We start from the raw sequence: 26,559 nt of genomic DNA on the forward strand, positions 1-26,559 counted from the left end.
CAGGAGGTCGCGGCGAGGTTTCGGGAGCGAGTGCTTGCGCGGCACTTCATGACTGCTCGCCTCGTCGTCAACGAGTGAGCGTGCCGGTCGAAAGCGGTAATGGAAGGATGCTCAAAGAAAGAGGGGAAGCAATGAGCTTTGGCAGCGTGGAGGCAAGAGCGCGCCACGCAGCCGAACGAGGGCGCGCGCACGGCGCGTTAAAGGGAGTGACGCTTTTCGCTTATCTCTTCCTTTGGCTTGGCGGGGCGTTGACCTACGCGCTCGGTCTGTCGCCGCCGCCGCAGTTGTGGTGGACGGCACCGCTCTTTCTCGTCCTCGCTGGCGCCATCGCTTTGTGGGGAACAGCGGGGCGCGAGCGCGTGGATGCACTGATTGCGGCGGCGATCGGTTTTACGATGGAACTCTTCGGCGTCAAAGCCGGTCTCCCGTTCGGTTCGTATCGCTACACGGATGTTCTCTGGCCGCAAGCGTTCGGCGTGCCGTTGGTCATCGCGTTGGCGTGGATGTTGCTCGCGCTTTACGCGCGAGATATCCTTTCGACGTTCGATCATCGCCCGCTGTTGCGTTGGTTGTTCGCCTCGGCGCTGATGGTCGCGTTCGATCTGGTGATCGATCCGCTGGCCGCTGGTCCACTCGGTTACTGGCAGTGGGAGGAAGGTGGGATGTACTACGGCATCCCAACGAAAAACTTCTTCGGGTGGTTTGTGACCGGAGCGATCATCTTCGCGCTCTTTGGCACGCGGTGGCGGCGGCGAGGCTGGTCCCATTTTGCCGGCGCGAGCGTCATGCTCTTTTTCGCGTCCATTGCGGCTTCGCGCGGGTACGTCGTGCCGTGCGCGTTGGGTTTGGCGCTCGTCGGTCTTGCCGCATGGCGGCGATTCTTCGGCAGCGAGGCGAGATCGGCGCACGACTAAAGGCCTCGGCATTCCCGATGAGCGACCCATGCGATGATGCTCTTCGCCGTCGGTGATTGAATCCAAGGCCAACGCTTCGTTGCTGAGGCGAGGAGAAATTCTTACGAGGAGGAGCGATGGAGATAATGAGGGCGAGTCGCTTCGCTTTCTTGTGTCTTTTCGTCTGCGGTTGTTTTTCGTCGGGCCTTGCAGCCCCCACGCCACAGGCTTTGCAGATCAACGCGCCGAGCAAGCAGGTGGCCGTTTATGGAGCTAAGTTGAGGTATTTCGATGTCGGCAATGGTCCGGTGATCATCCTGCTTCACGGTCTGGGTGGCGATGCCAACGGCTGGAGCGCGACCCTGCCAGCGCTGGCGAGCAAGTATCGCGTGATCGCGCTCGATCAGATCGGATTCGGGCAATCGGACAAGCCCTTTTTGCAGTACCGCGTGGCAACGTACGTCGATTTTCTCGATGGTTTCATGCGGGCGTTGAAGATCGAACGGGCGGCGTTGGTTGGCAACTCGCTCGGCGGATGGATCGCCGCCGCCTATGCGTTGGCTCATCCGCAGAAGGTGACCAAACTCGTTTTGGTGGATGCCGCTGGATTCGCCATCCCCGCTGAGGTGAACGTGCGTTCGCTTCTTTTCCCGGCGACGCGCGAAGGCGTGCGACAGTTGGCCGGGTTGATCTTTTACAACCGCGAGCTGTTCACAAGCGACGCGGCGGTTGACCTGCTCTTTGCGCAGCGCATCGTCAATAACGATGGCTACGCGATTGAGAAACTGACCGAGTCGATCGCGCGCAACGAAGACGTGCTCGATGGAAAACTCGGCGCGATCAAACAACCGACGCTCATCGTTTGGGGGCGGGAAGATAAGCTGACGCCGCTGCTTTTCGCCGAAAGGTTTAAACGCGAGATCCCGCAAGCGCAACTGGTGATCATCGAGCGCTGCGGCCACGTCCCGCAGATCGAAAAGCCCGTGGAGTTCAACGCTGCGCTCATGAAGTTCCTCGGCGAACCGGCGGCGAATTGAGCTTGGGATGAAGGAGCGCGCTCCGCCCATGCCGTAAACGGCGCGCGTCTGTGTCTTTCTTCATAGCGATCCCAGCCGCATGGATGAGCCTCTTCCCCGATCGCAGCAGCTCGCATCTTTAGCGAGCCGGTGACTTCGGATGGTTGCGAGCTGGGATGAAGATGCTCGTCGGCGGTTCTACCTGGAACTTTCCGCGCAACGGATGCGCGAGCTATGATCAGTTGTCGTGTTGAGGCAACGAATACGCAAGCGAGGGGCAGTCGTTGCGTTGACCTCGTTCGTCAGCGATTTTGCGCGAGTTTTGGGAGAGATTGTGGCCCCTTTGCTTTTCCCGCTGGCCGCGATTAAATTCATGGCCGTGGAGATCACGACAAGGAGTCTTTATGCGTAGCGAATTTCGGAACGAACCGTTGACCGATTTCAGCCGGCCAGAGAACGCGCAAGCGATGCGTGCGGCGATCGAAAAGGTGCGCGCCGAACTGGGGCGCAGCTATCCGCTCGTCGTCGGCGGCGAACGTCTCGAGGCGGGGCGAACCTTTGAAAGCCTCAACCCAGCGCGCAAGACCGAAGTGGTCGGGCGATTCCAGCGCGCAACCGAAGAGCAAGCGCGGCGTGCCGTCGAAGTTGCTTACGAAGCTTTTCGGTCTTGGCGCTGGACCAGCGCCGAAGAACGCGCGGAACTCCTCTTTCGCGTTGCGGCCAAAATGCGCGAGCGAAAGCACGAGCTGTCCGCGTGGATGATGCACGAAGTCGCCAAAACGTGGCCCGAGGCGGATGCTGACACCGCCGAGGCGATCGACTTCTGCGAATTCTACGGGCGCGAAATGTTGCGCTATGCCGAGCCCCAACCGCTCGTGCGCATTCCAGGCGAGGAGAATCATCTCGAATACATACCGCTCGGCGTGTGCGCCGTGATCCCACCGTGGAACTTTCCGCTGGCGATCATGTGCGGCATGACGGTCGCTGCCGTCGTCACGGGCAACACGGTGGTTCTCAAACCCTCTTCCGACTCGCCGACCATCGCCTACAAATTCTTCGAGATCCTGGAGGAAGCGGGCATGCCGCCGGGCGTGGTCAACTTTCTGACCGGATCGGGCGGCGAAGTCGGCGACACCATCGTCGATCATCCGAAGACGCGTTTGATCGCTTTCACGGGATCGAAAGAGGTCGGCATTCGCATCAACGAGCGGGCTGCCAAAGTCCATCCAGGACAGATCTGGCTCAAGCGCGTGATCGCCGAAATGGGCGGCAAAGATGCCATCATCGTCGAGCCGGATGCCGATCTGGACGAGGCAGCGCTCGGTGTGGTCCAGTCCGCCTTCGGTTTTCAAGGGCAGAAGTGCTCGGCCTGTTCGCGTGCGATCATCAATCAGTCGGTTTACGATGAGATGCTCGAGCGCATCGTCGCGCGAACAGAGAAGCTGCGCCTCGGCGAAGCGACCGCTCCGGAAACCGACGTGAGCGCCGTCATCAATGAGAAAGCTTTTCGTTCGATCAACGAGTACATCCAGAAAGGTCAGGCCGAAGGCGGAAGACTCGTCTGCGGCGGCGGCTCCGATGGCGAACGGGGCTTCTTCATCGAGCCGACGGTGATCGCCGACGTTCAACCGGGCCAGACCATCGAACAGGAAGAGATCTTCGGACCCGTGTTGGCCGTTATCAGCGCGCGTGATTACGAAGAAGCGTTGAAGATCGCCAACGACACCGAATACGGTTTGACCGGAGCGGTCTACACTGCGGATCGCAAGAAGATCGAGCGCGCCGCGCGTGAGTTTCACGTCGGCAATCTTTACATCAACCGCAAGTGCACGGGAGCGCTGGTCGGCGTTCATCCGTTCGGCGGCTTCAACATGTCAGGCACCGATTCCAAAGCCGGTGGGCGCGACTACCTTTTGCTCTTTTTGCAAGCGAAGGTCTGGTCCGAACGGGTGCGCGCTTGAAGCCCGGTTTAGACGATGGCGAAAGAACCGTTCTCGCGCTCTGATGTCCGATCGCTTGCGCCTTGAGGCTCGGCTTAGACGATGGCGAAAACGAGCGGTGACGTCTTTTGGCCGTCGCCTTTTTCGGCACGGACTGAAGCGAACTGAGAGAGGCGCGTCTTCGCTACCGAGCTTCTAGCGGTTTTCAACACCATTGGTTCCGACCGTCTCTCGATCATGCGCGTGGTCTTCATGGGAACGCCGGAATCGGCTGTGCCTACGTTGGCCCGGTGTCTTGCCGACGGGCACGAAGTGGTCGCCGTGTGGACGCAGCCGGATCGCCCCGCCGGACGCGGCGGCAAGCTCCGTCCGTCGCCAGTCAAAGAGTTCGCCCTCGCGCACGGCATCGCTGTTCATCAACCGGATAGGATCAAGACGCCGGACGCGGCAGCGCTTTTCGCTGCGCATCAAGCCGATGTCGCAGTGGTCGTCGCTTACGGGCGAATCTTGCCGCCCGCCTTTTTGCGCGCGCCGCAGCGCGGATGCATCAACGTCCATTTCTCTTTGCTGCCTAAGTATCGCGGCGCAGCGCCGGTCAACTGGGCCATCATTCGCGGGGAATGCGAAACGGGCGTGACGACCATGTTAATGGACGAAGGTTTGGATACGGGACCGATCTTGTTGCAGCGCGCGACGCCCATCGGCGAAGAGGAGACGGCTCCGGAGCTGATGGCGCGGCTGGCCGAGATGGGTGCAGAGCTTCTGAGCGAGACGCTGCAGCGGCTGGACCAGCTCGAACCGCAACCGCAGAAGGAGGCGGAAGCCAGCTTCGCGCCGTTGCTCAAGCGAGAAGATGGCCTCATTGATTGGACCGCGGACGCGACGACCATCGAGCGGCGCGTTCGCGGTCTGCAACCGTGGCCCAACGCGTTCACGTCTTTTCGCGGGCAGCGCTGGATCATCTGGCGCGCGCGCGCCGAAGCGACGCCGAAAGCACACAGGCTGCCCGGCGAAATCGTGGAGGCGACGGGCGACCGACTGGTGGTCGCCTGCGGCGAGGGGACGGTCCTGCGGCTGATCGAAGTGCAGCCTGAAGGCCGGCGGCGCATGGGCGCGCGCGACCTGATAAACGGCGCGCGCATCGCCGTCGGCGAGCGTGTGGGATAAGCGGGAAACCTACCTTCAGGAAGGATTGAGCCTTCTTCAACCGCTGGTCGGCAGTCGGGCATTACGACCCGCGACGAGCTTCGGTCTCCTCGTCCGAGGGGGGCACGCCTGCCTTCGCTTGCGACGAGGAAGAGCATCGTCCTCAGCATGTTTTGCGTTTGGTTCAACCGTGCAAGAGAGAAGAACGAAACGGTCGGTGTCGCGCGCAAGGCTCACCGCTTACCACATTTTGCGGCGCGTTGAGGAAGAAGGCGCCTACTCGTCCGTGCTGCTCGCGCTCACCACAGATGATCTCTCCGCTTCGGATCGTCGGCTCTGTTACGAGTTAGTGCTCGGCGTTTTACGGCGTCAAATCTGGCTCGACCGTTTGATCGAACATTACGCCGCGCGCCCGACGGATGAGCTGGATCCGGCGGTGCGACGCGCGTTGCGCCTTGGTCTTTATCAACTGCGTTGCCTTGCGCGCGTGCCAGCATCAGCAGCGGTCAACGATGCGGTAAACTTAGTCCGCCTCGCGCGGCGCGGCTTCGCTGCTGGTTTGGTCAATGCGGTGCTGCGTCGAGCGGCGCGCGAGGTCGAGTTCGATCCTGTGGCCGCTATCGCCGACCCGGTCGAGCGGTTATCAGTCGAAAGCTCGCATCCGATCTGGTTGTTGAAAAGGTGGATCGCTCATTTCGGCATGGAGGAGACGCGCGCTTTCGCCCGCGCGAACAACGAGCCAGCGCCCGTGGCGTTTCGTCTGACGCCCAAGGCAGAATCGAACGCGGTTTTGCAGCGATTGCGCGAGCAGGGCGTAGAGTTTGAAGCATCGTCGGTGGCCTCTTGTGCGTGGCGCACGCCCGCGATAAGCGGCGCCCTGCGCGCTCTCATCGCAGAAGGCTTGATCTACTTGCAAGATGAAGCGTCGCAGTTGGTCGCCTGCGCGCTCGGTGCAAAAGCCAAGGAACGAGTCTTCGACGCTTGCGCTGCGCCCGGAAGCAAGGCGACGCTCATTGCCGCTTTGACCAACAATCGTGCGATGATCGTCGCCGGCGACTTGCATCTGCATCGATTGCACACGGTGCGTGCCCTTGCGCATCAGCAGGGAGCTGAAAACATCCATCTCGTTAATTTGAATGCCGAACGCCCTTTGCCTTTCGAAGAGGAGACGTTCGATCGCGTACTGGTCGATGCGCCGTGCAGCGGAACGGGGACGTTGCGGCGCAATCCGGAGATTCGCTACCGTTTGCGTCCATCAGACATCGCTGAGCTACAGGCTCGGCAAACGCGCATCTTGCTCGAAACCGCGAAGGCGGCGCGCAAGCGTGGGCGGCTCGTCTATTCAACCTGCTCGGTCGAGCCGGAAGAGAATGAAGATGTCGTGCGCGAGTTTCTCCGCGCCTGCCCACAAGCGCGCATTGCGTGGGAGGCTTTGCCTGCCGCTTTGCCGCGCACGGATTTCGGCGTACGCACTTGGCCGCATAGAGAAGGGACAGATGGATTTTTCTTCACTGCCGTAGAGTTCTCTGCGTTTGATCGCACGGCTTGAATCCCACGCGGACGCGGATGATTGCTTGCCGCAAGCTTTGAGTGGGTGCTAGACTTCATGCTTCGCGTCAAAGCGCGGCGTCAGACGAAATGCGCTCCGGGGAACGAAGTGAGAAACCTGTGCGTTTGGCAGTGGGCCGACTGGTGATCGCTTTGATGGTCGGCGCGATGTTTTTGGTCGGCTTGGTCGGCACGGTCTATCTCTCTTTGCGCAGCCCCGAAGTGAGCGTGCCGAATCTCGTCGGGCGCAATCGTTGGGATGGTGAGGCGGAGCTGGAAAAGGTGGGATTGAAGATGCGCGTGCGCGTGACCCGTCCGAGCTTGAAAGTCAAGCCCGACACCATTCTCGATCAATCGCCGCGTGCTGGCGAGGTAGTCAAGGCCGGGCAGACCATTGCCGTGGTCGTCAGTCGCACGCCCATTGGCAACGAGATCGAGGCGCTTAAAGAATCGGAAAAGGCGGCGCAAGAGGCCGCGGCGCAGCCGACGCCGATGCTCGAAAACACCAATCGCGAACGGCGTCGCCCGAACCGTAATGCGAATCAGAACGCCAATCAAAATGCGAACGGGAACGCCAATCTCAACGTGAACGCGAATCGTCGTCCGCCCGCGAATGCGAATGAACCGGCACGCAACGTGAACGCGAATCGGAGCGGTGCCAACGTGAACGCGCGCCCGGCTGAAGCGTCGCGCAACGTGAACGCGAATCGGAGCGGCGTCAACGCGAATCGTCCGCGATCGGTGACCAACAGCAATCAACCGCCGCGCGCCGCAGAACCCGTGAAGCGCGTGCCGTAAGGCAGCCCGCTAGCGGCAAGGCGTCATCGAACAACGGCATGACGGAGATCGCCCCATCCATTCTGGCCGCTGACTTTGCGCGTCTCGGCGAAGCGATCGCCGCCGTCGAACGCGGCGGCGCTTCCATCATCCACATCGACGTGATGGATGGTCACTTCGTGCCCAACATCACGATGGGCCTGCCGGTGGTCCAGTCGCTTGCACGCGCGACACGCTTGCCGCTCGACGCCCATTTGATGATCGCAGAGCCGGCGCGCTACGCCGTTCGGTTCGTCGAAGCTGGGGCGCGCATGGTGTCGGTGCACGTCGAGGCGGATGCGCACCTGCATCGAACCGTCACGGAGATCAAGCGCCGCGGCGCCTTGGCCGGCGTCGCCATCAACCCAGCTACACCCTTGAATGCGCTCGAAGAGATTTTGCCGTATGCCGACTACGTCGTCTTGATGTCGGTCAACCCAGGGTTCAGCGGTCAGCGGTTCATCCCGACGGCCCTGGAGAAGCTGCGTCGTTTGCGGCGCATGATCAGCGAGCGCGGCTTGACAGCGCGCATCGAGGTCGATGGCGGCATCGAACGCGATAACGTCGCCGAAGTGGCGGCTGCCGGAGCACAAATCGTCGTCGCTGCCACCGCCATCTTCGGCGCAGATGACCCGGAAGAGGCCGTTCGGCAATTGCGCTCGGCGACGGTGCAGTGGGTTTGATCTGCAAGCCCGACCGGTCAAGAAGTTTCCAGAAGAGCAGCTTGGGAGGTTCAAGCGATGCGGTTTCGGTTCATGCTTCAACTCACGCTAGCAATGGTGATGAGCGCGGCGGGTATGGGCGCGCGCGCGGCGGCAGCGCAACAGCGGACGACAAGCGATGCGTCGCCGGCGCAGCGCTTGGAAGTGATGCGCTCGCGCCTTGAGACCATGCGTCGTTCGCTCAACAGCGCCATCGCCGCGCTCAACGCGCAGGATGCAGCGAAGAGTAAGGAAGAGAAAGTTTCGGCGGACGACCCGCGAACGCGCTTGCGCGGGCTGGAGCGCGAAGCCGACGCGCTCTACTCCGAAGTCAACGAACTACGCAACAAGCAGGAACGGGCCGAGCGCTACGATCAAACGGCGCTCGACCGTTTGGAGACGGCCATCGCCGATCTTGATGCGCGCGTGCAAGCGGTGTTGCGGGCGACGGCTGGCGAGCGTCGCGTTGCCGACGCCACCGCCAGTTCGACGCCAGCGCCCAAAAAGAAGAAGAGCGGATTCTTCGGACGCCTTTTCGGGCGCGGCGGCGACGATAAGTACAGCGAACTGATCGGCGCGGTCGCTCCGGGCCGCGATCGTCAGATCTTCGAAGAGGCTTCCAAAGCGGCGCGCAAAGGCAACTACGATGAAGCTCGTCTGCTCTACCAAGTGATCATCACAACCTATCCGGACTCGCCCTATTTGCCGCTGGCCAAACTCGCTATCGCCGACACCTTCTACCTCGAAGGGACGACGAGCGCGCTCATTCAAGCGGCGGCGGCGTATCAGGACTGGTTGACTTTCTTCCCGACCGATCCGCTCGCTGATGATGTGTTGCTCAAAATCGCTGAGACCGAAATGCGCCAAATGGGCTTGGCCGACCGCGACGTCTCGCACGCGCGCAAGGCTGAACAGCGCTTGAAAGCACTGTTGCAGCAATTCCCGCAGACGAACTTGCGCCCTGAAGTAGAGCAGCGCCTGCGTGAAGTGCAAGATAATCTCGCGCTCCACAACCTGCAGGTCGCCAACTTCTACTTCGACCGCTACACGCAAGGCAAAGCGTCCAACCCAAAGGGCGCGCAATCGCGTTTGCGCGAGATCGTCGAGAAATACCCGAACTTCTCGCGCATGGACGAGGTGCTCTACAAATTGGCCGTCACCTACGTACAGGAAGAGGAACCGGATGAAGCGGCCAAGTTCTTTCAGCAGTTGGTGCGCAACTATCCGAACAGCGAGTACGTCGAAAAGGCGCGTGAACAATTAGAAGCGATCGGCGCCGCGGTGCCTGCGCCCGATCCGACGCGCGTCAACTATCAACCGCCGCCGCGTCCCTCATTGGCCACCAGATTATTCCGCGAAGTGATCGGCAGCGTGCCCGTCACCGTAAACAAAGACGGCGTGCTGATCAGCCGCGACAAAGAGAAGGAAGATCTGCTCGATGTCGCGTTGCGCAACGGCGGACAGTTGCCTTCAACCGTCGATACGCCGACGGCTCCGGTGATTCGGCGCGCTCCGGCGCGACCCATTGAACCCGTTCCGACGCCGCAAGGCGATACGAGACGAAGACCGGCGACGCGCCCGGCTCCAACTGGACCACCAGCGGGCGTCAACCCCAATCTGCCTCAGGGAGCACCATCCAATCCAGTCGCGCAACCGCCGAAGCCATAAGAGGTCTTTGGCTTGCCAAAAAGGTTTGAGCGAACGTGCCCGAGCGCTTCATCCGGCGTTCGGGCCCGACGCTTTTGGTTTGCGGTGCGGGCAGGTTAAAATCTTTGTTTACGAAAGAGGCGACCGCCCGACGGCGGGGCGACGCCCCTGTGAACGGAGAAGAGAGGTTTGGCGAGAGCGGGGACGGAAACCATTGCGTTCGATATCGCGCGTCGTCAGCGGAAAGCAGCGCGCGCTTCAATGGCGGCGGTTGCGCTAGCGCTTTTGCTCTTAGCTCTTGCGTTCGTCTTTTCCGTCAACGCGCGCCCCGTCTTGCAAAACGCGAGTTCAGTTGCGGTCTTGTGGGCTGTCGTGTTGGCGAGCGGTTTAGGAGCGATCTTTTTTCGTCGCGTGCAGTTCAGCTCACGGCGGATAGCGCATCTTGCTGCGATGGGTGGGCCCGAACGCGTGTTGCAGACGCTTGAGCGGACGACTGTGTTGGTTGCGGCGCTCGCTGGCGCGATCGCGCTAGCGGGATTCGCCATTGTTGTAATCACTGGTGAGCCTTTCGACATGCTGCGCGCTGCGTTCATCAGCGTCTTTGTGGCGCTCAGCAACTACCCGCGTCTGCATGCGTGGCGGCGCGTCGTCGAGGGAGTCGCCACCAAGGGCAACGATGAAGTTGCGAAAGGATAGAGGTCGCGTGAAAAACTGGATCTTCACTTCGATTTTGGCCGTTTCGATCTCGGCGGCAAGCGTCGGAGCGCAAACGCCAAGCGCGGTTGCGCAACAGCCCTCGCCGCAAACGACGCCCACCGCACGCGAGCGGCGAGCGCAAGCTTATGCGAAGCTTCTCGAAGGCCAACGTTATTTTGTCGGAGCGCGCACCGGACGTTTGACCGTGGAGACGCTGCGACAGGCGCAGAAAGCTTTCGAAGAGGCCGTGCGGCTCGATCCGACGTTGGCCGAAGCGCACACCGCGCTCGGCGAACTCGCTTTCTTCTTCCTCGAAGATTTGGATGTTGCCGAGCGCGAAGCGCAAGCGGCTTTGCGCGCCGACCGCGACAACTACGGGGCGGCCCGCCTGTTGGCGCGCGTGCTCGTGCTTCGCAGCGGTTTTCGCGAGAAGAAGCTGGATAACGCCGTTGCCGAACGCGCCATCGCCGCGTTGCGTGAGGTGACGCGGCTCAACCCGAGCGACGCCGAGGCGTGGGCGTTGCTCGGCGAGTTCTACCAAGCGCTGGGCCAACAGCAACAAGCGATCGAAGCCTTCAGGCGCTGGGCTGGCGTGCCGCCCTCGATCGATACGCGCTTCTATCAGATCGTCACCGGCGGAAGAGAACTTTCGCCCGATGCGGCGGCAGCGCGTCTGGGCCAAGCGTTGCTCAAGGCCGGGCGCACCGCCGAAGCCGTTTCGGCTATTCGCCGTGCCGTCGCGCTGGAGCCGGGCAATCGCGAGTACCTCGCCTTGCTCGGGCGCGCGCTTGAAGTCGGTGGCGGTGGCGACACGGTGCTCATCGCCGAGCTGCAACGCATCGTCGCCAGCGATCCGACCAACATCGCCGCGCTCGATCTTTTGGGGCGCTCGCTCGCCGAAGCGATGCGCTACGATGAGGCGATCGAGGCCTACGAAAAGATCTTGCGTGCACGCGGCGTTGGCGACGCGCCCGTAAACAGCGACCAGGATAAACAGCTCGTTAGTTGGGTGCTGGAGCGTATCGCCGGGCTGCAACGGCAAGCGGGAAAAACCAGCGGCGTGATGGCCACCATTGAGCGCATGCGGCGTTTGCTCGGTCGTGACGATCCGACGGCCGATTTTCAGCTTGCGCTGCTTCTGCGCGAACAGGGCAAGCGCGCCGATGCGCTTCAAGTGTTGCGCACGGCGCGTCTGCGCAACCCGAATCAGCCAGCGTTGGTGCGTCTTGAAGCGACCATCCTCGGCGAGTTGGGTCGTCCGGATGAAGGTGCGGCGCTCCTTCGCGCACGTTTGAAAGGTAACCCCGAACAAGATTTCTTTGAGCTTTTGAGCATCGCCAACGTCTATCTGCAAGCCGGGCGGGCGCGTGAGGCGGTGGAAGAAGCGCGCAAAGCTTTGGAACTCGCTCCGCAAGCGCAAGCGGCGCGTCGCCGCGGCAGCGGCGAAGACGAAGGCGGCGAGCAGGTGGATTTTCAGACGCAAGCGCTCATCATGCTTTCGTCGGCGCAGGAGCGCGCTGGCGACTTCAAGGGATCAGAAGAATCTTTGCGGCGCATTCTCGCCAAAGACCCGAACAACGCGACCGCGCTCAATAACCTCGGTTACTTCCTCGTCGAGCGCGGCGAGCGGCTGGAGGAGGCTTTGGAGATGATCAAACGCGCCGTGCAGGCCGAGCCGACCAACGCCTCGTTTCTCGACAGTCTCGGCTGGGCCTACTTCAAGCTCGGGCGATTGGCCGAGGCGGAGAAATACCTGGTCGAAGCGGCGCGACGCGACCCGACCTCAGCGACCATTCAAGAGCACTTGGGCGACGTCTATCACAAGCTCGGCAAGACGGATCTGGCGCGAGCAGCGTGGCGTAAGGCCCTTTCGCTTTCAGTCGAGGCCGCCGAGACGGCGCGCATTCGAGCCAAGCTCGACGGCAAAAAGTAGCTGCGGTTTCGCAGGATTAAGAAGCGACGCACAGCGTGCGCGCTCGCGAAGAGCACGCTGCGCGTGATTTTGTGGAAGTCTTAGATGGCAGAGACCTTTACGGTTGATCTGGTTGTCGACCGCGCGACGAACTATGACCGCCGCGCCGCGCGATTTGCGCGTTATGCATGGGGCGTCGTCGCCTACAACATCGCCGTCGTGCTTTGGGGAGCGTATGTGCGCGCGACCGGTTCCGGCGCCGGTTGCGGCAGCCACTGGCCGCTTTGCAACGGCGAAGTGATCCCACGCGCGCCGGAAGTCGAAACGCTCATCGAATTCACGCATCGGGCGACGAGCGGGCTAGCGCTGTTGTCGGTCATCGGGTTGTTCTTTTGGGCGCGTCGCCTCTACGGTCGCGGACACATCGTGCGACGTGGTGCGACGCTTTCGCTGTTGTTCATCATCACCGAAGCGCTCATCGGCGCCGGATTGGTCTTGTTCGAACTGGTCGCGCACGATCGTTCGCTGGCGCGCGCCTTTTCGCTCGCCGCACATTTAGTCAACACGTTCGTCTTGCTCGCCGTGATGACCTTGACCGCGTGGTGGGCGCAGACGGGCAACGGACTAGATCTCGCGCGGCGCAAGCCGCAAGTCATCATCCTAGCCATCGCCTTGGCCGCCACGCTCGTCGTCGGAATGAGCGGTGCCGTCGCGGCGCTCGGCGATACCCTCTTCCCTGTGGATTCGTTGCGCGAAGGGATTCGACAGGATTTCTCCGAGACGGCGCATCTGCTCGTTCGCCTGCGCGTTCTTCATCCGACATTGGCCGTAGCGTCCAGCCTCTACCTGCTCGTTTTGGCCGGAAGCCTCGCCCTTTGGCAGCGCGAAACGAACGTTCGACGGTTCGCCTTCTTGACGGCTGTGCTCGTCATCGTTCAATTGTGCGCGGGCGTGGCCAATCTGTTGTTGCTCGCGCCGGTCTGGATGCAGCTCGTCCATCTGCTGCTTGCCGACGCGCTCTGGCTCACGCTCGTGCTCTTGACCGCAAGCGTGCTTGCGCGCTCTGCGCGGGCGGTTCGTCCGCATCCAGAGCTGGTCCAGTAGCCGGTGTTCGATGGCCAAAAAAGCAGCCGAAAATCCCTCGCGCCCTCGGCGTAAGTACAGTCCGAGTGTGTTATACTGTTCGGCTTGAATCCGTCCTTGAGTTTTGAAAGGGCCTCGATTGGAGAGCAGAGCAAGAAAAAGGAAGTGACAGACAGAATCGAAATCATCCCGCTCGGCGGTCTCGGCGAGTTCGGGATGAACTGCATGGCCGTTCGCGCAAACGGCGAGATGATCATCATCGACGCCGGAATGGGTTTCCCTGAAGAGAGCGTCTATGGTGTCGATGTCGCTGTGCCGGACTTCTCCGCGCTCGACGATTACCGGGACGAAATATCGGCCGTTATCCTCACGCATGGGCACGAAGATCACATTGGCGCTCTTCCGTACTTTCTGCGCAGGTTCAACGTGCCGGTTTACGGGTCGGCCTTTACGATCGCGTTAGCGGAGAGTCGCCTTGAAGAGCACGAGCTGTTGGACCAAGTCCTGCTCCACCGCGTCGAAGCGCGCGATCGCATCGAACTGGACTCTTTCGAGATAGAGTTCATTCGCGTCTCGCACTCGCTGGTTGACTGCTTCGCTTTGGCCATCACGACGCCCGCTGGCATCATCGTGCACACGGGCGACTACAAAATGGACGAAACGCCCGTCATCGGCGATCCCGTCGATTTGCGGACGCTGCGCCGCTACGGCCAAGAGGGCGTGCTCGCCTTGCTGTCTGACTCGACCAATGCCACCGTGCCTGGCCGAACGCCTTCGGAACGGGCTGTCATCCCGACCTTCGAGGAGATCTTCGCGCAGGCTCCGGGACGCATCATCGTCGCTTGTTTCGCTTCGTCAGTTCACCGGCAACAGATCGTGCTCGACGTCGCGCAGCAGTTCGGACGGCGCGTCTGCGTGCTCGGTCGCTCGATGCAGAAGAGCGTCGAGATCGCTGACCGGCTCGGCTACCTAGATATCCCCGTGGATCTGTTGGTTTCGCTCGATGAGGCGAAGCGTTTGGATGGTGACGAAGTGGTCTTTTTAGTGACCGGCTCGCAGAGCGAACCGCGCTCGGTCTTGCAGCAAATGGCGACGCAGAGTTACAAAGGCATCTCCATCGAAGAGGGCGACACGGTGGTGCTTTCGGCGCGCATCATTCCGGGCCACGAACGGGCCATATCGCGTTTGATCGGCGAGATCTACAAGCGCGGCGGTCAGATCTTCGACGAAAAGCGACGTTTGGTTCACGTCAGCGGACACGCCTCGCAAGAGGACATTCGCTTGATGACCGAGGCCGTACGCCCGCGCTACGTCATCCCGATTCACGGCGAGTACCGCATGCTCTACCGGCACAAAGAGTATCTGCGCCGACACGTGGGATTGGATGAAGAGCGCGTGGTGCTTGTCGAAAACGGCGACGTGATCGAACTAAATGCCGAGCGCGCATCCGTCATCGATCGTTGGGCGATCGGGCGCGTCTTCATTGACGAGACTGAAGTCGGATTCGAAGAGGTTGATGATGAGACGGTGCGCGAACGTCGTCAACTCGCTTTCGATGGCGTGCTCACGCCCGTCGTAACGATCAACGAACGGACCGGCGCGCTCGAGGCCGCGCCCGAGATCGCCGCTCACGGGCTGGTCGGCATGGACGGCGACGGGTTCGTGCGCGAGCTAAAGCGCATCGTCGCCGAAACGGTGCGCACGGCTTCAGCCGCCGAGAAGCGCGACACGACACTGCTCAAGGAGCGAATCCGCCTCGAACTCAAGCGTTTCATTCAGCGGCAAACGGGAGCGCGTCCGGTGATCACGCCCGTCATCGTGCAGGTCGGTTGCGAATAGTTTGCACGCGCGCTCGAGAGCGAAGACGTCTTGCGCAGCTTCTTCCCAGTCTTCGAAGATCGATCATGGCGGTTTGTTGGATAGAGACGACGGCGCTAGTTACGGGGGCTTCGAGCGGCATCGGACGAGCGCTGGCCATAGAGATGGCGCGTCGAGGGGCGCGCGTTGGGTTGCTCGCGCGTCGCGCTGAGGCGCTCGATGAAACCGTCGGCGAGATTCAAGCGGTCAACGGCACCGCTCTTTCTTTGCCGACAGATGTTCGTGATGGCGAAGCGGTTGCCGCCGCCGTGCAAAAACTGCGGCGGAGTTTCGGCCCGGTCAATATGTTGATCGCCAATGCCGGGATCGGCGATTTGACGCCGGCCACCAAATTCGATGCGCAGCGGGCGACCGAAATCATCGCGATCAACCTCGTCGGCGCGATCAACTGTGTCGCGGCGGTTCTTCCGGATATGCTCGCACAGCATCGCGGTCACTTGGTCGCCGTTTCGAGCCTTGCGGCTTACCGTGGGCTGCCTGGTTCGAGCGCGTATAGCGCGAGCAAAGCCGGCCTTTCAACCTTTTTTGAAAGTTTGCGTCTCGATCTGAGAAGTTCAGGCGTCAAGGTGACGATCATTCATCCGGGATTCATCCGCACGCCGATGACTGAACCGCGTCGCGGCCCGATGCCTTACCTGCTCGAACTCCCCGATGCGACGAGCCGCATCATGCGCGCCATCGAACGCGAACGGCGTTCTTACGCTTTCCCATGGCAGTTGGCGACCATCGTGCGCTTGCTCCGTCTATTGCCCGATGCGCTCTACGATCGGCTGATGGAGCGCGCGACCCTCAGACGCTGAACTCGCTTCGGACGGGAAAAGCGCGAGGGAGCGCCTCGATCGCTTTGCGTGCGACGCGCGCGCAAACCTCTTTGCGGTCTTGGAATCTTTCCACGCGCGCGTCCGGAGCGATTCCGCTCCTCTTGATGACTTCGAGGATTTGCATTCGCTTTCGGCTTGGCTTTAAAGTTTGGCCGCTGCCTCAAGTTTCACCGATCTCAAGATGAAAGCGTGATCTTTTGATGACCATTCTCCAAGCGATCATCCTCGGCATCGTTCAAGGCTTGACGGAGTTCATCCCTGTTAGCTCGACGGCTCACCTCGTATTTGCCGCGCGATTGACTAACCTTTACGCCGGAGTTGAGCAGAACTTGCGGGCGCAACAGACGACAGCGACCATAGCGGTCGTCCAACTCGGCACACTGGCCGCCGTCATCGTCTATTTCGCGCGTGACATCTGGAATATCTCGCTCAGTTTTGTGCGCGATCATTGGCGTTTGCTCGCCAATCGGCGCGCGCGTGAAGCGGCCAACGGCCCATTCGTCGGCGGCCTTTCGAAGGAGACGCTCCTTGGTTGGTACATCATCATGGGAACGTTGCCGATCAGCATCATCGGTTTGCTCTTCAAGAAGGAGATCGAAGGGACGTTGACGAAAAACCTGTGGATCATCGCGACGATGCTGATCGTCATCGCCATCCTCTTGCTCGTGGCCGAGAGAGTCGGCACGCGCCGCCGAACCATGAATGATCTCGGCTGGCGCGACGCGCTCATCGTCGGTTGCGCGCAAGTGTTGGCGTTGATTCCGGGCGCGAGTCGATCCGGCTCGACCATCATGGGCGGGCTGTTTGCCGGATTGACGCGTGAAGCGGCAGCGCGTTTCTCCTTTTTGCTCTCGATCCCGGCCATTTTCGCCAGCGGTCTGCTCGAACTACGCGAAGCGCTCGCCAAACTGCCGCCCCACAGTTTCTTCGCGCTCGCCGTGGCGACGGTCGTTTCGGGTCTCGTCGGCTACGCTTCGATCTGGTTCCTCTTGCGTTACTTGCGCACGCATTCGACGCGGCTCTTCATCGGTTATCGCCTCGCGCTCGGCATCCTTCTGTTGGCGCTTCTTACGGCGGGCGTCATCGATCCGCTCGGCACGCCCTGACAGCGCCGAAGAGGATGGGCTAAACTAGCCCTTGCTTTGTGCGAGCGCAAAGGATTGCCTCGCATGAACGGGTGCGATTCATGACCGAAAAGCGTTGGATCATTCGTCGGTACGATTTGGCCGCTGCCGAGCGTTTGGCGGCGGCGCTCGACTGCGATCCCGTCATCGCCGCGCTCCTCGTGCTGCGCGGCGTCTCCGATCCGGAAGAGGCCCATCGAGTGTTGCATCCGTCGTTGGACCAACTTCACGATCCGCAATTGATGCTCGGCATGGACCGAGCTGTCGCCCGCCTGATGAGCGCCATCGCGCGCGGCGAACGCATCCTGATCTACGGCGATTACGATGTTGATGGGACGACCGGCACAGCCCTTCTAAGGCGCACGTTCCAGATGCTCGGCGCGCAAACCCATTACTACATACCGCATCGCCTCAGCGAAGGGTATGGCATCAATCGCGAGGCGCTGGAGCGAGCCTGCGCCGAAGGGTATAAGCTGCTTCTGAGCGTTGATTGCGGGATCAGTTCGCATGAACCTTTGAGCTGGGCCAGCGCGCAAGGCATGGAGGCGATCGTCACCGATCACCATTTGCCGGATCTAGGACGGGGCGTGCCGCCAGCCGTCGCCGTGCTCAATCCGAATCAGCCGGGGTGTCCCTACCCGGACAAGAATTTGACGGGCGTCGGCGTTGCCTTCAAGCTCGCGCACGCGTTGTTGCGCGCCAACGGGCGCGCCTCGGAAGAGATGATACGCGGTTTTCTCAAGTTAGTGGCGATCGGGACCGTGGCGGACGTTGCGCCTTTGGTTGGAGAGAACCGCGCCATCGTCGCGCTCGGATTGCGCGATCTGCCCATGGCGAAGAATCGCGGCTTGCGCGCGCTCATGGAGGTTGCCGGATGTTACGCGGGGCGCGGTATCAAGGCTTACGATATAGGTTTTCGCATCGGGCCGCGCATCAACGCTGCTGGGAGAATGGATGCGGCGCGCATGGTGGTCCAGTTGTTCGAATCCGAAGACGACTCTCAAGCGCGCAAGCTGGCCGCCGTGCTCGACGAGCGCAACCGCGAAAGGCAGCGTCTGCAAACTGAGCTGCTCAAAGAAGCGTTGGCCGAGGTGGAAGGTTCTCTGCACGGCTCGCACGTTGTCGTCGTCGCGCGCGAGGGTTGGCACCGCGGCGTCATCGGTCTGGTGGCTTCCAAGCTGGTCGAACTAACCGGAAGGCCAGCGATCGTCATCTCACTGGAAGGCGAGATCGGGCACGGATCGGCGCGAAGCATCGAAGAGTACCACCTGCACGAAGGACTTTCGGCGTGTGCCGAGTTGCTTGAAAGATTCGGCGGCCACCGTCATGCCGCCGGGTTGCAGATCAGGCGCGAATCGATCGCAGAGCTACGTCGGCGTTTGAACGAACACGCGGCCTCGCTGCTGCGCCCGGAAGATCTGACGCCCGCGCTGCGCATCGACATGGAACTGCCGCTCGGCGCAGTGACGTTTGATCTGGCGCGCAAGCTCGAAACGCTCGAACCCTTCGGCACAGGGTGGCGCCGCCCCATCTTCTTGACGCGCGGGCTTGAAGTCGATGGCGAACCGCGCGCCTTCGGAAACGAGCATCTAAAGTTCTGCGTGCGCGATGCTGATGGTGCGAGATGCACCGCCCTGTGGTGGCGGGCCGCTCTCTCAGGGCGGCGAACTCCGCGAGCTGGCGAGATCATCGAATTGGTCTATTCAGTGGAGTTGAATCTTTGGCAGGGGCTTGAGGAATTGCGGCTTGTCGTCGAAGATTGTCGCGCGATGGGCGAATGAGAAACGTTGAAGGGATGGCGCAGCAAAGATGATCGATGCGGAGCCGACAACTGCGCGGCGCGAAGAGGCGACGCAAAGCGGTGCTGAAGCGCCAAGGCTAAGCGCACGGCGCGCGCGGTTCGTCGATCTGCGCGCGCGCATTCCTTGGTTGTTACGCGTCATCGCCGCCTTCGTTCTCGTCGCCAGCATCGCCGTGGTGATCGTTTCGTACTACCGTCTGCGCGAACAGACGCCCTTCCGCATGCTCTCCGGTAAACCGACGCTCGCGAAAGAGGTGGTCGGAGTGGTCGAGGGGTACGAACGGCGCGTGACCGAGGGGGATCGTCTGCGCTTGTTACTGCGCGCCGCGCGCGACGTGACCTATGCGGACGGGCATCACGAACTCGAGGATGTCTATCTCGAATACTATCCTGAAGGCAACGACAATCCCGACAAGATTTCGGCGCGCCGCGCGCGCTACGATCAACAAAGCGCGCTCATCAATTTCGCTGGCGAAGTTCGCATCGAAACGCGCGACCATCTTCGCGTCGAAACCGAGGAGGTCATCTATCACCAACAGGAAGAGAGGGTCGAAGTGCCTGTAGCGGTCGCTTTCGCACGCGAGAACGTGCGCGGCAAAGCCGGAGGCGCGACCGTTGAGGCCAAGAACCGGCGGCTTGAACTGCGCAATGGCGTCGAGATCACGGTCGAACCGCAAGGTGGCGCGCGCGGCCAACCTGTGGTATTACGCGCCGCTCAGGCCAACTTTGATCAAGCTAGCTCGGTTCTGGCCTTTTCCGGCGGGGCTACTGCCGAACACGGGCGTGAGGCGCTGAGCGCCGAGACCCTCACCGCACGATTGGCGTCGGACCGAAAGGTGCAACGCATCGAGGCGCGCGCCAACGCGTCTTTGCGTAGTTTGACCGAAGGGCGCGCTGCCGAAGTGCTCGCCGCAGAGATCGATCTCTTCTTTGACGCCGATCAGAGATTGGAAAGAGCAACTGCGGCGCAGAACGTGCGCGCGCGCACGCTCGATGCCGACGCCGAGACCACCGTTCAAGCGAACGAAGCGCAACTTGCTTTCGCCATCGAGGATGGCCGCAGCCTCTTGCGCGAGATGAGGATCGGCGGGCGACCCGTCATCACGCTTGCGGCCCCGCGTTCGCAAGCCGGCGACCCACGCGCTGCGAACAAACGCTTGACGGCGGACGTCGTGCGCCTCTTCTGGCGAGCGACGGGGCGCGATCTCGAACGAGCCGAAGCGACGGGCAACGCCGAGCTGGTGGTCGAACCGGTCCGCCCAACGCCGCAGGCCGAACGCAAGAGGCTCTTTGCACCCCGCTTCGACGCTGACTTTTACGAAAACGGCAACCTCGCCCGTCAGTTCACCGCGACAGGCGGCGCGCGCGCCGTCTTCTCGCCCGTTTCGGGCGAAGGCTCCGAGCGCGTCCTCACAGCCCAGATGGTCGTCGCACTTTTCGCGCGCGCAACGCAAGACGTCGAAACGGTGGAAGCGCGCGGCGACGCGCGTTTCAACGAAGCCGCGCGCGCTGGACAAGCGGACAACGTCGCTTACTCGGCGACGGAAGGGATGGTGCGACTGCGTGGCGGCGAACCGACCGTTTGGGATGACCGCGCGCGTCTCAAAGCACAAGAGATCGACTCAGACGTGCGACGTGAAATCTCGTTTGCGCGCGGTCGCGTCGCTGCAACCTACTACAGTCAAGAACAGACGGGCGGCGCCGCGCCGTTTGCCAAAACAAAAAGTCCGGTCTTTGTGACCGCGGCGGCTGCGGAGTTTCATCATCGCACGGGACTGGCTATCTTCACGGGCAGCGCGCGCATGTGGCAGGACGACAACTTCGTGCGCGCCGAGCGATTGGTTCTGAGGCGCGAAGAGCGACGCATGGAAGCCGAAGGCAAGGTGCAGAGCGCCTTTTATCAACTGCGACGTAAAGGCGGCGAGATCGTTCCGGTCTTTGCGCTCGCCGATCGCATGGCCTATTCCGAGGCTGAACGCTTGATCCGCTACGAAGGCGACGTCGATGTCCGTCAGGGCACCGATCGCATCACGAGCGAGACGGCGGAGGTCTATCTCGACAAGGGGGCGAACGAGGTCGAGCGGACCATCGCGCAACGCAACGTTGTTGTCACGCAGCCAGGCCGACGCGGCGTCGGCGAGTGGGCGCAGTACACGGCTTCCAACGAGATGATCGTTTTGACCGGATCGCCGGCGCGCGTCGAGGACGTCGAGCAGGGAAGCACAGAGGGCCGACGCTTGACGGTCTACCTGCGTGAAAGGCGCGTCGTCGCCGAAGGGGGCGATGGCCCATCTGCTTCGGGGCGCGTTCGCTCGACGCATCGCGTCCGACGCCAAAACTGAGCGAGGGATGTCTTTGCTGGACCGGACTTCATCTGATCGCGTGAACTTGAGGTCATCGCAAGGATGAGAGAGGTCGTTGAACAAGTCGCGTTGCCGGAAGAGAGGCACGCCGCAAACGCTCCTTCACCCTCCGCGCTCGTCGCTCAAGATTTGGAAAAGTCTTACGGGCGGCGGCGCGTGGTCGATGGCGTGAGTTTGCACGTCGAACGGGGCGAAGTGGTCGGCCTGCTCGGTGCAAACGGCGCGGGCAAGACGACGACCTTTTACATGATCGTCGGTTTGGAGCGGCCCGACAAAGGGCGCGTGCTGTTGGCCGAACGTGACATCACCAGACTCCCGATGTACCTGCGGGCGCGACTCGGACTCGGCTACTTGCCCCAAGAGCCGTCCGTTTTCCGGCGGATGACCGTCGCCGAAAACATCCTCGCTGTGCTCGAGACGATGAAGTTGCGACGACGCGAACGCTTCGCGCGGTTAGAAGAGTTACTCGAAGAGTTCGGCTTGACGCACGTGCGCAACACGCGCGGTGATGCGCTGTCGGGCGGCGAGCGAAGAAGAACCGAGATCGCACGGGCTCTGGCAACGGAACCGCAGTTCATCTTGCTCGATGAACCATTCGCCGGAATCGATCCGAAAGCGGTGGATGATATTCAACGGATGATCCTCTATCTGCGCGCGCGCGGCATCGGAATCTTGATCACTGACCACAACGTGCGCGAGACCTTGGGCGTCACCGATCGCGCTTACATCATGGCCGAAGGGCGCATCTTTCGTTCGGGCGCGCCGTTGGCGTTGGCCGAAGATGAAGAAGTGAGGCGTCTTTACCTTGGGGAAAAGTTTCGCTTGTGAAAGCGACGCGCGAGTTTAATTTCTATAAAGCAAAAGAGCGTCGAGTTCAAGTGTAGCGATGAGAATTGTCTTGCCTTGTGGTGCACGCTTTCGCAAAAGATGAGTTATAATCATCGCTCGTAACGCACCGATCTTTGGCGCCAAAGCCCATCGAGATCAACGAGGATGAGTTAAGGTATGTCGGTTAAGCTCACAACCAATCTCTCGCAGCGTCTGGTCTTGACGCCGCAGTTGCGTCAGCGTATCGAGATGCTGCAAATGACGGCGCTGGAGCTTAATGAACTCATCCAGCAGCAGTTGCTCGAAAACCCTGTGCTCGAAGAGGTGCCAGCGCAAGAAGAGGTGCGCGAGATCGCGGAGCAAGTGCTCGACTATCAAGCTTGCGGCAATCTCGATCTCGCTTCGGAGAACGGGCTGACGAGCAACGGGACAGCCGCCGACAAGGAAGCGAACGAGGCGGTGGAGTTCTCTGCAGCGCCCATTGAAGAAGTCACGAGCGGAGAGCGCGCCACGGAGACGGATGTAGAAGAGGAAGAATCCGTTGGCGAGCCGTCGCCCGATCCTTTTGAAGAGGTCGATTTCGGTCGCGAGTTTCAAGAGTACCTCGATCCGGGATATAAAACTCAAGAGTACGAACACCGCGAAGACGAGCCGACGTTTGAGCAGTTCCTCTCGCGCCCGCCGACGTTGACCGAACATCTGATCTGGCAGCTTCACGTCGAAAGCGTCGAAGACGAACTGATCCCCATCGCCGAATGCATCATCGGTAACCTCGATGGTGACGGAAGGCTGACGGCGACCAACGAAGAGATCGCTGCGCTCGGCGACTGGAGCGTTGAAGAGGTTGAACGCGCACGTCGGCGCGTCATGCAACTCGATCCGGTCGGCTGCGGCGCACGCGATGCGGGCGAGTGTCTGCTGGCCCAACTTGAGGCCCGTGGCGAGGGCGACCGCTTAGCTGCGCAGCTCATTCGCGAACACGGTTTAGCCGAATTGCAGCCGCATCGTTTGCCAGCGCTGGCGCGTCAACTCAGTCTTCCGCTCGAAGAGCTGGCAGCGGAACTCGAGGCGATCCGCCAGCTCGATCCCTTCCCGGGGCGGCGTTACTCTTCGGATGAACCCGTGCTCATCGTGCCCGAGATATTCATTGAGAAACGGGACGATGGCGAATACGAAATCTCTTTCGCTGATGATGGCGGCCCTCGGTTGCGGATCAGTCAGACCTACCAGCAGTTGCTCGAACGTCCCGACACGAGCAAAGAGACCAAAGATTTCATCAAAGAGAAGACGCGCTCGGCCATCGAGTTGCTGCGCAACATCGAACATCGTCGGCAGACGATCTACCGCGTAGTGGAGTGCATCGTGCGCCGTCAACGCGAGTTTTTGGACAAGGGGGTCGAGTATTTGAAGCCGATGATGTTGAAGGATGTCGCCGAGGAGACCGGGATGCATCTATCGACCGTGTCGCGCGTCGTCAATCGCAAGTACGCGCATACGCCGCAGGGCGTGATCGAACTGAGGCGCTTCTTCACCGAAGGCATGCTCAATGAAGACGGCGAAGAGGTTTCAACGCGCATCATCAAACTGAAGATCAAAAAACTGATCGAGGAAGAGGACCCGCGCAACCCGATCACCGACGACCAAGTGGTCAAGATCCTCGCCAAAGAAGGGATCAAACTCTCGCGCCGCACCGTCGCCAAATACCGCGATCAAATGAACATTCCGGGATCGCGCGAGCGTCGCGTGATCGTGTGACAGCCCGATTTCAAAACTGATGAGCCAGTGATGGCGAGCGGTTCTTACGCCTCTTCTTTTCGCTGGCGGGAGGAGGAAGATGAAGATCGAATTCACTGGAAGACACGTCGAAGTGACACCGGCAATTCGCTCTCATGTCGAAAACAATTTCAAAAAGATCGAGCACGTCTTCAACGACCCATCGACCAGTGCTCACGTCATCATCGATGTTGAAAGGAGCCGCCATATCGGCGAAGTCGTCCTCCACTGGCGTGACCACACGTTGACGGCGCGCGTCACGGACAAGGATATGTACCAAGCTTTGACGCGCGCCATCGAGAAGCTCGAGAAACAGGCGCTGAAGCTGAAGAAGAAGATCATCGATGGCAAACAGAATTCGCGCAAAGAGCGGGCCGCCGCGGAAGAGGCGGAGCCGGCAATGGAGACTCGCGCTGAAGCGCCGCGAATCATCTTGGCGCAGAAATACGAAGTCAAACCGATGACGCCGGAAGAGGCGGCGCTTCGCTTGGCCGAGAACAGCGATCAGTTCATCGTCTTTCGCGACGCGGAGACGGACCGCATCGGCGTCCTCTACAAACGCAAAGATGGCCATTTCGGTTTGATCGAACCGTAACCGACAGCAAGATGGACGAAGCGAGCGCGCATCCGGAGATTACGGTTCGGGAGTTCCTCGATCACGCTCCAGCGGAACTCGCGCTGCGTCTGCTTGCCGGCGCGCACGGTTTGGACCAACGGTGCATCACGACGGCGCGCATTCAAAAGCTCGGGCTGGCGCTCGCGGGCTTTACGCATTACATTCGGCCTGGGCGCGTGCAGATCGTCGGGCAGAGCGAGGTCTGGTTTTTGGGGCAGCTTGCGCCGGACCAGCGACGCGAGCGCATCGCGCGCCTCGAACTGGACCGGATCTCTTGCGTGCTCGTGACCAAAGAGCTGGAGCCGCCTGCAGAACTGGTGCTCGCCGCCGAACAGGCCGCGCTCCCGCTGTTGCAAACGCCGCTCGTCAGTTCCATTGCCATTCAAGTCGTCACCGATTTCTTGCAAGCGGCGCTCGCGCCGCGCGAGCTGCGCCACGGCGTTCTGCTCGACATCTACGGTTCGGGCGTGCTCCTTGAGGGGCCATCGGGCATCGGCAAGTCCGAATGCGCGCTCGATCTGATTGCGCGCGGCCACCGACTCGTGTCAGACGATCTGGTCGAAGTCCGCCGCACCGGACCGGAACGGCTGCTCGGGTGCGCGCCCGAGCTGCTGCGCGAACACATGGAGATCCGCGGGCTTGGGATCATCAACATTCGCGATCTCTTCGGCGTGTCGGCCATCAGCGGACCGAAGGAGATCGACCTCGTCATACGTCTGGAGCGTTGGAACGAAGCGAGCGATGTGGATCGACTGGGACTCGATGCGGGCGCGACCGAAATCCTCGGCGTGCGCGTGCCGCAGGTGCTGCTGCCGGTCAGTTCCGGACGAACGCTCTCGACTTTGATCGAGACGGCGGTGCGCATTCACCTTTTGCGCAAGCGGGGTTACAATGCTGCGCAGCAGTTCATCGCGCGCCACGAGCGATTGGTGCGCGCGGCTGAAAAAGAGCTGGCTCCCAACACGAACAGCGCCGATGAGCAAGAAAAAGAGTGAAACGCTGGGCGCGCCGCAGATCGTCATCATCACAGGGCTGAGCGGATCGGGGATGTCATCGGCGACCAACGCGTTTGAGGATCTCGGTTACTTTTGCGTCGATAACTTGCCGCTGACCCTGTTGCCAACCTTTGCGCGTTTGGTTAAAGAGAACGACGACGAACGTCCGAAGATCGAACGCGCCGCCATCGTCATCAACATTCGCGAGCGCGAGTTCCTGCACGAATTCAACGCGCAGCTCGAGCGCTTGCGCCAAGAGGGATTGGGCGTCTTCGTCCTTTTCCTCGAAGCTTCGGATGAAGTCTTGCAGCGTCGCTTCAGCGAGACGCGCCGCCCGCATCCAGCCGACGAGGGCGAGGGGCTAGCCGCTGCCATCGAAAAAGAGCGCACGGCCATGGCTGACATCCGCGCACATGCCGACTTGGTCGTGGACACATCGGAACACACGGTGCACACCTTGCGCCGCTTTTTGGTCGAGCGTTTCAGCCCCGATGCGCAAGGCGTGCCGATGCGCGTTCAAGTGCTTAGTTTCGGTCATAAATTCGGCGGGCCGCGCGATGTGGACCTGCTCTTTGACGTGCGCCACCTGCCGAATCCACATTTCGTTCCGGAGCTGCGCGATCTTTCGGGGCGCGACCGACGTGTGGTTGAATATCTGATGGCGAGCGACGAGGTCAAAGAGACGCTGCAGCGACTCGGCGATCTGCTTGAATACTTGTTGCCGCTCTACCGGCGCGAAGGCAAATCCTACGTGACGGTCGGCATCGGTTGCACGGGCGGCAGGCACCGGTCTGTAATGGTGGCCGAGTCGCTGGCGCGTCGGTTGCGACGCGCCGGTTTCGATGCGACAGCGGTGCATCGCGATGTGCGCAAGACGCCGCGCAAGAGGAGCAAACGGGGCGCTGAAACCGTTCCGCAAACGACCGCGTGAGCTGGCGAAGCGCAAGTGAAGCGAAACTAAA

General features: G+C 61.3%; 21 protein-coding genes. All 21 read left to right on the forward strand.

Annotated elements, in window-relative coordinates; translation table 11 throughout:
- Positions 1-131 precede the first annotated feature (131 nt).
- Positions 132-914 (forward strand): carotenoid biosynthesis protein, encoded by a 783-nt coding sequence (locus tag C4334_RS05365; protein ID WP_352431056.1) that lies wholly within the window; start codon positions 132-134, stop codon positions 912-914.
- A gap of 116 nt (positions 915-1,030) precedes the next feature.
- Positions 1,031-1,930, forward strand: coding sequence for an alpha/beta fold hydrolase (locus C4334_RS05370; RefSeq protein WP_352431057.1), 900 nt, complete (start codon positions 1,031-1,033; stop codon positions 1,928-1,930).
- 383 nt (positions 1,931-2,313) lie between these two features.
- Positions 2,314-3,870: an L-glutamate gamma-semialdehyde dehydrogenase gene (gene pruA, locus C4334_RS05375; RefSeq protein ID WP_352431058.1), complete on the forward strand. Its 1,557-nt coding sequence runs from the start codon at positions 2,314-2,316 to the stop codon at positions 3,868-3,870.
- Positions 3,871-4,086: 216 nt separating this feature from the next.
- On the forward strand, positions 4,087-5,016 hold the full coding sequence (gene fmt / locus C4334_RS05380) for a methionyl-tRNA formyltransferase (RefSeq protein WP_352431059.1): 930 nt from the start codon (positions 4,087-4,089) through the stop codon (positions 5,014-5,016).
- Between the two features lie 196 nt (positions 5,017-5,212).
- Complete coding sequence (gene rsmB / locus C4334_RS05385; protein WP_352431060.1) at positions 5,213-6,544, forward strand: 16S rRNA (cytosine(967)-C(5))-methyltransferase RsmB; 1,332 nt, start codon at positions 5,213-5,215, stop codon at positions 6,542-6,544.
- Positions 6,545-6,663: 119 nt separating this feature from the next.
- Positions 6,664-7,341 (forward strand): PASTA domain-containing protein, encoded by a 678-nt coding sequence (locus C4334_RS05390; RefSeq protein ID WP_352431061.1) that lies wholly within the window; start codon positions 6,664-6,666, stop codon positions 7,339-7,341.
- Positions 7,342-7,379: 38 nt separating this feature from the next.
- Positions 7,380-8,042, forward strand: coding sequence for a ribulose-phosphate 3-epimerase (gene rpe / locus C4334_RS05395; RefSeq protein WP_352431062.1), 663 nt, complete (start codon positions 7,380-7,382; stop codon positions 8,040-8,042).
- A gap of 57 nt (positions 8,043-8,099) precedes the next feature.
- Complete coding sequence (locus C4334_RS05400) at positions 8,100-9,728, forward strand: outer membrane protein assembly factor BamD (RefSeq protein WP_352431063.1); 1,629 nt, start codon at positions 8,100-8,102, stop codon at positions 9,726-9,728.
- Positions 9,729-9,896: 168 nt separating this feature from the next.
- A complete protein-coding gene (locus tag C4334_RS05405; protein WP_352431064.1) occupies positions 9,897-10,403 on the forward strand; it encodes a hypothetical protein in 507 nt (168 codons plus the stop codon).
- Positions 10,404-10,410: 7 nt separating this feature from the next.
- Positions 10,411-12,336: a tetratricopeptide repeat protein gene (locus tag C4334_RS05410; RefSeq protein WP_352431065.1), complete on the forward strand. Its 1,926-nt coding sequence runs from the start codon at positions 10,411-10,413 to the stop codon at positions 12,334-12,336.
- A gap of 84 nt (positions 12,337-12,420) precedes the next feature.
- Positions 12,421-13,419 carry a COX15/CtaA family protein gene (locus tag C4334_RS05415; RefSeq protein ID WP_352431066.1) on the forward strand — a complete coding sequence of 333 codons (999 nt, stop codon included), beginning with the start codon at positions 12,421-12,423 and terminating at the stop codon, positions 13,417-13,419.
- A gap of 144 nt (positions 13,420-13,563) precedes the next feature.
- Entirely contained in the window at positions 13,564-15,237 is a 1,674-nt protein-coding gene (locus C4334_RS05420; RefSeq protein WP_352431067.1) for a ribonuclease J, read from the forward strand.
- 65 nt (positions 15,238-15,302) lie between these two features.
- Positions 15,303-16,076 (forward strand): SDR family NAD(P)-dependent oxidoreductase, encoded by a 774-nt coding sequence (locus C4334_RS05425; RefSeq protein ID WP_352431068.1) that lies wholly within the window; start codon positions 15,303-15,305, stop codon positions 16,074-16,076.
- 221 nt (positions 16,077-16,297) lie between these two features.
- Positions 16,298-17,203, forward strand: coding sequence for an undecaprenyl-diphosphatase UppP (uppP, locus tag C4334_RS05430; RefSeq protein ID WP_352431069.1), 906 nt, complete (start codon positions 16,298-16,300; stop codon positions 17,201-17,203).
- 80 nt (positions 17,204-17,283) lie between these two features.
- On the forward strand, positions 17,284-19,002 hold the full coding sequence (recJ, locus tag C4334_RS05435; protein WP_352431070.1) for a single-stranded-DNA-specific exonuclease RecJ: 1,719 nt from the start codon (positions 17,284-17,286) through the stop codon (positions 19,000-19,002).
- A gap of 28 nt (positions 19,003-19,030) precedes the next feature.
- Positions 19,031-21,364, forward strand: coding sequence for an LPS export ABC transporter periplasmic protein LptC (gene lptC, locus C4334_RS05440; RefSeq protein ID WP_352431071.1), 2,334 nt, complete (start codon positions 19,031-19,033; stop codon positions 21,362-21,364).
- Positions 21,365-21,427: 63 nt separating this feature from the next.
- Positions 21,428-22,213 (forward strand): LPS export ABC transporter ATP-binding protein, encoded by a 786-nt coding sequence (gene lptB, locus C4334_RS05445; RefSeq protein WP_352431072.1) that lies wholly within the window; start codon positions 21,428-21,430, stop codon positions 22,211-22,213.
- Positions 22,214-22,390: 177 nt separating this feature from the next.
- A complete protein-coding gene (gene rpoN / locus C4334_RS05450; RefSeq protein WP_352431073.1) occupies positions 22,391-23,968 on the forward strand; it encodes an RNA polymerase factor sigma-54 in 1,578 nt (525 codons plus the stop codon).
- A 79-nt stretch (positions 23,969-24,047) separates the two neighbouring features.
- Entirely contained in the window at positions 24,048-24,581 is a 534-nt protein-coding gene (gene hpf / locus C4334_RS05455) for a ribosome hibernation-promoting factor, HPF/YfiA family (protein WP_352431074.1), read from the forward strand.
- Positions 24,582-24,592: 11 nt separating this feature from the next.
- Positions 24,593-25,597, forward strand: coding sequence for an HPr(Ser) kinase/phosphatase (gene hprK / locus C4334_RS05460; protein ID WP_352431075.1), 1,005 nt, complete (start codon positions 24,593-24,595; stop codon positions 25,595-25,597).
- Positions 25,578-26,528 carry an RNase adapter RapZ gene (gene rapZ, locus C4334_RS05465; protein WP_352431076.1) on the forward strand — a complete coding sequence of 317 codons (951 nt, stop codon included), beginning with the start codon at positions 25,578-25,580 and terminating at the stop codon, positions 26,526-26,528. The genes hprK and rapZ overlap by 20 nt, the downstream gene beginning before the upstream one ends.
- Positions 26,529-26,559: the final 31 nt, after the last annotated feature.

It is taken from the genome of Pyrinomonas sp. (genome assembly GCF_040289685.1).
In the GTDB taxonomy this organism is placed as follows: Bacteria; Acidobacteriota; Blastocatellia; order Pyrinomonadales; family Pyrinomonadaceae; genus Pyrinomonas.